General features: G+C 42.0%; 9 protein-coding genes. 1 reads left to right on the top strand and 8 read right to left on the bottom strand.

The window, feature by feature from the left end; all coding sequences use genetic code 11:
• Together SPADD19_RS01445 and tmk are read right to left on the bottom strand one after the other, a co-directional pair.
• A partial coding sequence (locus tag SPADD19_RS01445; protein ID WP_241496388.1) for a DNA polymerase III subunit delta' occupies positions 1 to 650 on the bottom strand: 650 nt, incomplete at its 3' end.
• The gene (gene tmk / locus SPADD19_RS01440; RefSeq protein WP_061455016.1) at positions 647 to 1,285 is read right to left on the bottom strand and encodes a dTMP kinase; all 639 of its coding nucleotides are present in this window, start codon (positions 1,283 to 1,285) and stop codon (positions 647 to 649) included. The genes tmk and SPADD19_RS01445, both read right to left, overlap by 4 nt.
• Before the next feature lie 149 nt (positions 1,286 to 1,434).
• On the opposite strand from tmk, the gene SPADD19_RS01435 reads away from it, so the two are divergent.
• Positions 1,435 to 2,322: a YitT family protein gene (locus tag SPADD19_RS01435; protein WP_061455015.1), complete on the top strand. Its 888-nt coding sequence runs from the start codon at positions 1,435 to 1,437 to the stop codon at positions 2,320 to 2,322.
• A 287-nt stretch (positions 2,323 to 2,609) separates the two neighbouring features.
• Here SPADD19_RS01435 and SPADD19_RS01430 read toward each other — a convergent pair whose 3' ends face one another.
• The 6 genes from SPADD19_RS01430 to SPADD19_RS01405 form a co-directional block, all read right to left on the bottom strand.
• Positions 2,610 to 3,266 carry a CBS domain-containing protein gene (locus SPADD19_RS01430; protein ID WP_061455014.1) on the bottom strand — a complete coding sequence of 219 codons (657 nt, stop codon included), beginning with the start codon at positions 3,264 to 3,266 and terminating at the stop codon, positions 2,610 to 2,612.
• A 174-nt stretch (positions 3,267 to 3,440) separates the two neighbouring features.
• On the bottom strand, positions 3,441 to 4,151 hold the full coding sequence (locus SPADD19_RS01425) for an ABC transporter ATP-binding protein (RefSeq protein WP_048715357.1): 711 nt from the start codon (positions 4,149 to 4,151) through the stop codon (positions 3,441 to 3,443).
• On the bottom strand, positions 4,151 to 4,915 hold the full coding sequence (locus tag SPADD19_RS01420) for an ABC transporter ATP-binding protein (protein ID WP_003005595.1): 765 nt from the start codon (positions 4,913 to 4,915) through the stop codon (positions 4,151 to 4,153). Before SPADD19_RS01420 ends, SPADD19_RS01425 begins: the two co-directional genes overlap by 1 nt.
• Entirely contained in the window at positions 4,915 to 5,862 is a 948-nt protein-coding gene (locus tag SPADD19_RS01415; protein ID WP_003008278.1) for a branched-chain amino acid ABC transporter permease, read from the bottom strand. The genes SPADD19_RS01420 and SPADD19_RS01415 overlap by 1 nt, the downstream gene beginning before the upstream one ends.
• Before the next feature lie 3 nt (positions 5,863 to 5,865).
• Positions 5,866 to 6,735 carry a branched-chain amino acid ABC transporter permease gene (locus SPADD19_RS01410; protein ID WP_061455013.1) on the bottom strand — a complete coding sequence of 290 codons (870 nt, stop codon included), beginning with the start codon at positions 6,733 to 6,735 and terminating at the stop codon, positions 5,866 to 5,868.
• A gap of 81 nt (positions 6,736 to 6,816) precedes the next feature.
• Positions 6,817 to 7,974: an ABC transporter substrate-binding protein gene (locus SPADD19_RS01405; protein ID WP_061455012.1), complete on the bottom strand. Its 1,158-nt coding sequence runs from the start codon at positions 7,972 to 7,974 to the stop codon at positions 6,817 to 6,819.
• Positions 7,975 to 8,098 lie beyond the last annotated feature (124 nt).

Genomic DNA, 8,098 nt, shown 5'->3' with positions numbered 1-8,098 from the left:
ATGAACTGATTACAAACTTTAGCCAACTCAAAAAAAGTAGCATTCTTTTTTTGCTGCTCTGCCTCTTCAAGACTAAAACTAAATCGAGCTACTAGACTTGCCTGCGATTTAATCAAACCTTCTTTTTCTAGACGTTCGGTAAGGTAGGCTTGCTTTTTTGGAAAATGGACCTGCTGGGCCCGACTCTTGATGGTCGGTAAAATCAAGTTTTCATCGGATGTCAACAAGAAGAGATAGATCTCACTCTGGGGCTCTTCCATAACCTTTAAGAGAGAATTTGCTGCATTGGTGTGCATCTTGTCCGCATCTTGGACGATAAAGACCTGCCGACTTCCTTCAAATCCGGATTGAGAAAAGTCTTGAACGAGCGAGCGAATACGATCAGTCTTTATGATCTGGTTGACTGGACGCACGATCTTCACATCTGAGAATTCTTCTTCAGCAATCAAGCGACAGGATCGGCATTTGCCACAAGGCCAGACTCCTTGCAAATCTTCGCAAAACTGACTCTGAGCTAGCAAGAGGGCCATCTCAAAACTGGCAAAAGAGCCTGTAAAGAGATAAGCATGACTGAGCTGTTTGTGTTCTAGGATCTGGGTGAAGCGCTCCACCAGTTCTGGCTGGAGCTGTTGGATCTCTTCTAGATTCATTTCAATGTCCCCAAGCGATTTTCTAAAACAGCCAAGACATCCGCAAAGACTGCTTCAAAGAATTGACTGGCATCGATTTTCACGATGCGCTCTGGTTCTTTGTCATACAAGGCCAAATAACCTTGTCTGACTTTTTGGTGAAGCTCCAAGCCTTCCAAATCCAAACGATTGACTTCCCGCTCTTGGTTTTTCGCAATTCGTGCGAGCCCTTCTTCAACATCCAGATCAAAGTAAAGGGTTAGGTCTGGCTTAAGACCATCTGTCGCGAATTGATTGAGCCACTCGATGTCTTCCACACTCAGACCGCGACCATACCCTTGATAAGCCACCGAGCTGTCAATAAAGCGGTCCATCAAGACAACCTTCCCAGCTGCAAGGGCTGGCAAGACACGTTCCACCAAATGCTGCCGGCGACTAGCAATATAGAGCAACAACTCGGTCTTGGCATCCATACTAGTATGGTCTGGATCCAAAATGACTTGGCGGATTTTTTCTGCAATGTCGACACCACCTGGTTCACGGGTTGTAATAAAAGGAATTCCTTTTTCTTCAAGTAGAGGCAAAATGGCTTCTAGGACCGATGATTTCCCCGCTCCTTCTGGACCTTCAAATGAAATTAATGTACCGTTTACCATAGTATCCTCTTTCTAGTTTTCTTCTCTTTATTTTACCAAAAATAAGGGTAAAAATCTTGTATTTTAGGAGAGAAAATTTTTCAAAGTCATTTTCATTTTTTCACTTTTTTGTTACAATGTTCTTATAAAGTTTTAGGAGACAACCTATCATGTTTAAATTTAAAGATATTCTGGCTATCATTTTTGGGGCCGGCATTTTTTCGTTTGGGATCTATTTTTTGGTCATTCCCTTTCACTTCTATGAAGGAGGAGCGACAGGGATTACCTTGATCACCTATTACCTCTTCAAAATCCCTGTATCCATCATGAACTTGCTGATCAATATCCCTCTCTTCGTTTTGGCTTGGAAGCTGCTGGGCAAGAAATCTCTTTATCTGAGCTTACTGGGGACCTTTTCGGTTTCGGCATGGATGGCAATTTTTGAGGCCATGCCCCTCAGCCACCACTACCATCACTTTATTTTTACAGCCTTTAAAGGAGATATTCTGCTTGCCTGTATTGCCTCTGGGGTTGTCCTTGGTTTAGGTCTAGGGATCATATTCAATGCCGGTGGAACTACTGGAGGAACAGATATCCTCGCTCGCATCTTTAACAAATACACTTCCCTCACCATGGGAAAACTCATGTTGATTGTAGATGCCATTGTTCTGACAACTGTAGTTGTTGTCTTCCAAGATGTCCGTACAGCTATGTATACCCTCTTCTTTATCCTGATTGACACCCTTGTGATCGACATCATTGGAGAAGGTGGTTTTGCTGGAAAAGGCTTCCTCATCGTTACATCTAAACCAGAAGAAATTGCCCAAAAGGTATCTGACGATCTGGGTCGCGGGATTACCTTTATCCGTGGGATGGGCTATTACAGCCGTAAGGACCTGGATATTGTCTACTGTGTCGTTTCACGGAATGAGATGAAACAAATGAAAGACATCATCAATCAGATTGATCCATTCGCCTTCATCACCATTTCTGAAGCCCATGAAATTCTCGGCGAAGGCTTCACTTTAGATAAAGAAAAACAACCCATTACCCGTTAATAGAAAAAATAAGGCTAGATTTTCATCTAGCTTTGTTTTTCTATTTACGATTTTCCTTAGGTGAGTACGGACGTCAGCGAACTTTCACAAAGTTCCATGACTAATTTTTGAGCCTAATGTCTCAAAAATTCCGAGAGCATGAAACAAGTATGTTTCATGCTCTTTTCTCACGGCGGAAAATCTTAGAATACACGTCATGATTAATAAAATCATAATTATTTTTATAGAATTTATTAGGTTACCTTATACAAAAATCAGACTGGATTGTCATCCAGCCTGATTTTTTATTAAATTGCTTTTGCGGTTGTTCGAGTGATTTCATCGACTTTCAAACCGTTGGCTTCAAATTTACTACGGATTCCTTCTAGATCTGTCACCCCATCAATTTGAACTTCGATAACGACACGATCGTCTTTGGTTGGGATATTGACTGTATTGGCGATGTTGTAGCCTTCTTCTACAATCAAGTGAATGATTTGTTCTAGAACTCCAACCTTATCTTCTGTCACAAAGCGAACACGAACTCCTTCTTCTCCATAACCGGATACTTCAAGGAAGGCACGGAAAATATCACGGTCTGTGATGACACCGGATACTTGGTCATTGTCCACGACTGGAAGAATCCCCACCTTGTTCTTATACATGAGGTAGGTCGCATCTTCTAGGCTAGCAAATTTAGAGACGGTAATGACATCGCGAAGCATGACATCTTTAACCTTGGTCTTGTTCAACAGATAGTTCATCTCGAAAATTGACAAGCTTGTTGCTTTAGATGGACTTGCTTCTGCAATCGTACCTTCTGTCACCAAGCCAACTAATTGATCATTTTCAATAACTGGCAAACGGTGCAAGCCTTGTTCGCGCATCAAATCTGCCGCATGGGCAATTGTAGTATCTGGACTAATGTAAACCACTTTACGTGTCATAAAATCTTTAACAGCCATAACAAGTTCTCCTATGCTTTTATTAGTTTTATTATACTTGATTTTAAGAATGATTTCAAACGCTTTCAGCAGTTTTCTCTTGTTTTCAAAATTTAGAAAAATCAAACAGGAAAGATGAAAAAAGAAAGGTCTTCAGGACCTTTCTTTTTAATATTCTAGTGAACTTTAGAAATCTTACCCACCCAAATAAGCCTTGCGGACTTCTTCTGAGGATAAGAGTTCTTTTCCTGTTCCGGTAAGAACGACTTTCCCTGTTTCCAAAACATAACCGCGGTCTGCGATAGCAAGAGCCTTGTTGGCATTTTGCTCGATCAAAAGAACAGTTGTTCCTTGTTTTTGGATATCTTGGATGATATCAAAGATTTCTTGGATAAAGATTGGAGCCAATCCCATAGAAGGTTCATCCAGAAGCAAGAGTTTTGGCGTTGACATAAGTGCACGACCCATTGCTAGCATTTGTTGTTCCCCACCAGATAGGGTTGCTGCATCTTGGTTCTTCCGTTCTTCCAAACGTGGGAAACGGGAGAAGACTTTCTTCAAGTTAGCTTGATTTTCTTCTCGATCTTTCTTCAAGAAAGCTCCCATCTCCAAGTTTTCCATAACAGTCAAGCCTGGAAAGACGTGGCGGCCTTCTGGAACTTGAGAGAGTCCGGCTGCTACAATCTTTTGAGCAGGAACCTTTTGAATCTCCTGTCCCAAAAACTCGATTTTCCCAGCACTTGGACGCACCAAACCTGAAATGGTACGAAGAATAGATGTTTTCCCAGCACCGTTAGCACCGATAAGAGAAACAACTTCCCCTTCGTTTACCTCGAAACTGACATCACGGACAGCCTGGATCATGCCATAGTGTACAGAAAGATTTTCAACTTTTAACATAGACATTAGGCTTCACCTCCTAGATATGCTTCGATTACGCGTTTGTTGGTCTTGATTTCATCTGGCGTCCCATGGGCAATCAAGCGACCGTATTCCAATACATAAATCCGTTCTGTTACTTCCATAACCAAGCTCATATCGTGCTCAATCAGCATGATCGTAATATTAAATTCTTTTTGAATGCGACGGATCAATTGGGTCAATTCTGCTGTTTCTTGAGGGTTCATCCCTGCAGCAGGCTCATCCAAGAAGAGGATTTTTGGCTCTGTAGCAAGGGCACGAACGATCTCCAAGTGACGTTGTTGTCCGTAAGCTAAGTTTTTGGCCAAGGTATCTGCTTCTTTTTCCAAACCAAAAATCGCTAACAATTCAAGGGCTTTCGCTTTCAAAGCTTCTTCATTCTTGTAATAGCTTGGCAAGCGGAAAAGACTCGCAAAGACATGTGGTTTGTGGTGATTGGCAAAGGCAATCAAGACATTATCCAAAACGCTCAAATCTTTAAAGAGACGAATATTTTGGAAAGTCCGTCCCAGACCACCTGCAGCGATTTTATAAGGTGCTTTACCATTTAGGAGCTGACCATCTAAGGTAATGGTCCCTTCACTTGGTTCATATACCCCTGTTAGGAGGTTGAATAGAGTTGTTTTACCGGCACCGTTGGGTCCGATCAACCCAACCAATTCCCCTTCATTGAGTTCCATGGTCACATCCCCAACGGCTGTCAAACCACCAAAGTTTTTTGTTAAATTTTTCACTTCAAGAAGTGCCATTAGTTAGCCTCCTTTTTTGAGAGTAGTTTTTTCAAGCTGAATTCCCATGTTCCAAGAAGACCACCTGGACGGAAGATCATCACGAGAATCAAAGCCAATGAGTAAATGATCATACGGACACTTGAGAAGTCTTGAAGCACCATGTTCAAGATACCCAAGACGATGGCTGCTACAACTGTTCCTGACATTGATCCTAAACCACCAAACACGACAATGATCAAGACATTAATGGTATTGGTGAAAGAGTAATCTTTAGGAACAACAGAGCCAATAAAGCCGGCTTGGAGAGATCCAGCAATCGCCGCTGTGATCGCACCAAATACAAAGGCGATGACTTTGACCTTGGTCGTATTTATCCCAACAGATTCTGCCGCGATTTCATCTTCACGAACAGAAAGGGTAGAGCGTCCAATTGGACTGCGTAAGAAGTTAATCGTAAAGATCGTTGTAATGACAACAAAGAGGTAAACCAATTGCCAAGTTGTAAAGGCTGGCAAACCAAGGATCCCAGCGGCACCATTTGTTAGAGTACCACCATTGACGATCAAGATCCGGATGATTTCAGAAACCCCAAGTGTCGCAATCGCGAGGTAGTCCCCTTTCAAACGAAGGGTTGGAACCCCAACGATCAAGGCAACGACACCAGCAATCAAAGCACCTAAAACCATCGCACCAAAGAAAGCACCATAGGTTGGTGATTTGGAACCAAGAATAGCTGCAGAGTATGCACCAATCGCCATAAATCCGGCATGACCGAGTGAGAATTGACCTGAGAAACCAACAATGAGGTTCAAGCCAACTGCAAGGATAATATTAATTCCGATTTGTTCTAAAATTTGGATATAGAAGAGGTTGAGCACACCCGCTGCAACCAAGACTTGGATCAAGGCAAAACCTGCGACCAAAAGACCAAGCCAGACTAAATTCACTTTTAAATTTTGTTTCATGGCTTACACCTTCTCTTTCACATTTTTACCGAGGATACCTGCTGGACGGATAAGCAAGATCACAATCAAGATGGCATACACAATGGCATCACGGAAGTCTGAAAGACCGATCGCTGTAGCGAAGGTTTCCAACAAACCGATGACAAATCCACCTAGGGCAGCACCTGGAATGATTCCGATCCCTCCAAGAACGGCTGCGACAAAGGCTTTGATCCCTGGTGTCATCCCCATCAAAGGCTCGATCGAGTTGTAATACAAACCGATCAAAACACCACCAGCACCTGCCAAGGCTGATCCCAAAGCAAAGGTAAAGCTGATCGTACGGTTTACGTTAATCCCCATCAATTGAGCGGCATCACTATCGACAGATACAGCCCGCATGGCTTTCCCCATCTTTGTCTTTTGAATAATAAATTGAAGAGCGACCATCAAGAAAACAGACACTCCCAAGATCATCAACTGAATGTTGGAGATTGAAATCGGACCAAAGTTGTAACGAACAGTCTTAATGACTTGTGGGAAGGAACGAGTATTGGCTCCTACAAAGAAGACCATCCCATATTCAAGCAAGAAGGAGACACCGATCGCTGTGATCAAGGCACCAATCCGAGTCGAATGACGAAGCGGACGATAAGCTAGGTATTCAATCACAACCCCTAAAATAGCTGTCCCAACCATGGCTAGAAGCAAGGCTACAAAGAAGTTCACTTTCCATGAATTCAATAAGAAATACCCCATAAAGGCACCTACCATGTAGATATCCCCATGGGCAAAGTTGATCAATTTGATAATTCCATACACCATGGTATAACCAAGGGCCAAGAGTGCATAGACACTTCCCAAGATTAGACCGTTCACTAATTGCTGGAGCATTTGAACCATCCTTTCTAACAATAAAGAGCGAGGCCAGGAATTTTTATTCTCCCAGCCTCTTGTACAAACAACAAATGATAATTATGGTTTAACAGACTCAACAGATTTGACTTTACCATCTTTCAAGCCAATCATCAGAGCTGATTTAACCGGGTTGTGGTTCTTGTCGATTGACATTGTACCAGTCACACCTTCCAAGTCTTTCAACTTCGCAAGGTTGTCTTTCAATTCGACAGAGTTCTTAGCACCTTTAGATGCTTCTGCAACCATGTAAACTGAGTCATAAGCCAAAGCTGCGAACATTGAAGGTTCTTCATTGTATTTCGCTTTGTATGCTTCTACGAATTTCTTGGCTTTATCAGTCATTTCACCTTCAGTAGAGAATCCAGCTACGTAGTAGATATCTGTAGCTGCAGCAGGTGTTGCTTGTTCAACGAACTTCGCATCGCTAAATCCATCACCACCAATGATTGGTTGTTTGATTCCCATACCACGCGCTTGGTTTACGATTTTACCAGTTTCAGTGTAATAACCTGGAAGAACAATCGCATCGAAGTCTTTATCTTTGATTTTTGTAAGAGCTGCTTGGAAGTCTGTATCCTTAGATTGGAACGTTTCTGTTGCTACGATTTCACCTTTATAAGATTTCTTGAAGGCTTCAGCAATCCCTTTAGCATAGTCAGATGAGTTATCGTAGTAAAGAACGACTTTCTTCGCTTTCAAGTTATCAGTTGTATATTTTGAAATGATTTTTCCTTGGAAGCTATCGATGAAGGTTGCACGGAAAAGGTAATCTTGACCTTTTGTCAAATCATCTTGAGTTGCAGATGGTGTTACCAATGGAACACCTGCTTTACCAGCATTGGCAACGGCTGCTGCAGTTGCACCAGAAGTTGCAGGTCCTACAAGAGCGTTTACTTTTGATTGAGTGACAAGGTTTGTAGTGACTGTTGCTGCTTCAGCTGTTTCAGATTTGTTATCTTTGTCTGTGACAACGATCTTCTTACCGTCAGCTCCACCCTTAGCGTTGATTTCATCAACGGCCAATTGAGCACCTTTTTGTTCAGCACTACCGTAGGCTGCTACTTCACCAGTTTTTTCAAAGTTAAAACCGACTTTTAGTTCTTTACCGATTTCGTTACCAGTTGTGTTTGAACCTGAAGTAGAAACTTCACCACAAGCCGCAAGAAGAGCGACACTTGCAATGGTTAAAAATGAAAGAGCAAATTTTTTCTTCATTTGTAATGATCTCCTTAAATGAATCTTAAATTAAATACATTAAGAATATACCGAATTATCTGACAATTGTCAATAAAAAAAACGCAATCCTTCAAATGATTGCGTTTTCTATCCTTCTGTGACC

The organism is Streptococcus parasanguinis, assembly GCF_001578955.1.
GTDB classification, from domain to species: domain Bacteria; phylum Bacillota; class Bacilli; order Lactobacillales; family Streptococcaceae; genus Streptococcus; species Streptococcus parasanguinis_U.
The sequence above is the reverse complement of the archived record's forward strand: the minus strand, read 5'-3'. Positions and strand labels throughout refer to the sequence as shown.

What these genes read in the sequence shown, in the direction of transcription:
- tmk (WP_061455016.1), bottom strand. Translation starts at nt 1,285, where the DNA reads ATGGTAAACGGTACATTAATTTCATTTGAAGGTCCAGAAGGAGCGGGG.
- SPADD19_RS01435 (WP_061455015.1), top strand. Translation starts at nt 1,435, where the DNA reads ATGTTTAAATTTAAAGATATTCTGGCTATCATTTTTGGGGCCGGCATT.
- SPADD19_RS01430 (WP_061455014.1), bottom strand. Translation starts at nt 3,266, where the DNA reads ATGGCTGTTAAAGATTTTATGACACGTAAAGTGGTTTACATTAGTCCA.
- SPADD19_RS01425 (WP_048715357.1), bottom strand. Translation starts at nt 4,151, where the DNA reads ATGTCTATGTTAAAAGTTGAAAATCTTTCTGTACACTATGGCATGATC.
- SPADD19_RS01420 (WP_003005595.1), bottom strand. Translation starts at nt 4,915, where the DNA reads ATGGCACTTCTTGAAGTGAAAAATTTAACAAAAAACTTTGGTGGTTTG.
- SPADD19_RS01415 (WP_003008278.1), bottom strand. Translation starts at nt 5,862, where the DNA reads ATGAAACAAAATTTAAAAGTGAATTTAGTCTGGCTTGGTCTTTTGGTC.
- SPADD19_RS01410 (WP_061455013.1), bottom strand. Translation starts at nt 6,735, where the DNA reads ATGCTCCAGCAATTAGTGAACGGTCTAATCTTGGGAAGTGTCTATGCA.
- SPADD19_RS01405 (WP_061455012.1), bottom strand. Translation starts at nt 7,974, where the DNA reads ATGAAGAAAAAATTTGCTCTTTCATTTTTAACCATTGCAAGTGTCGCT.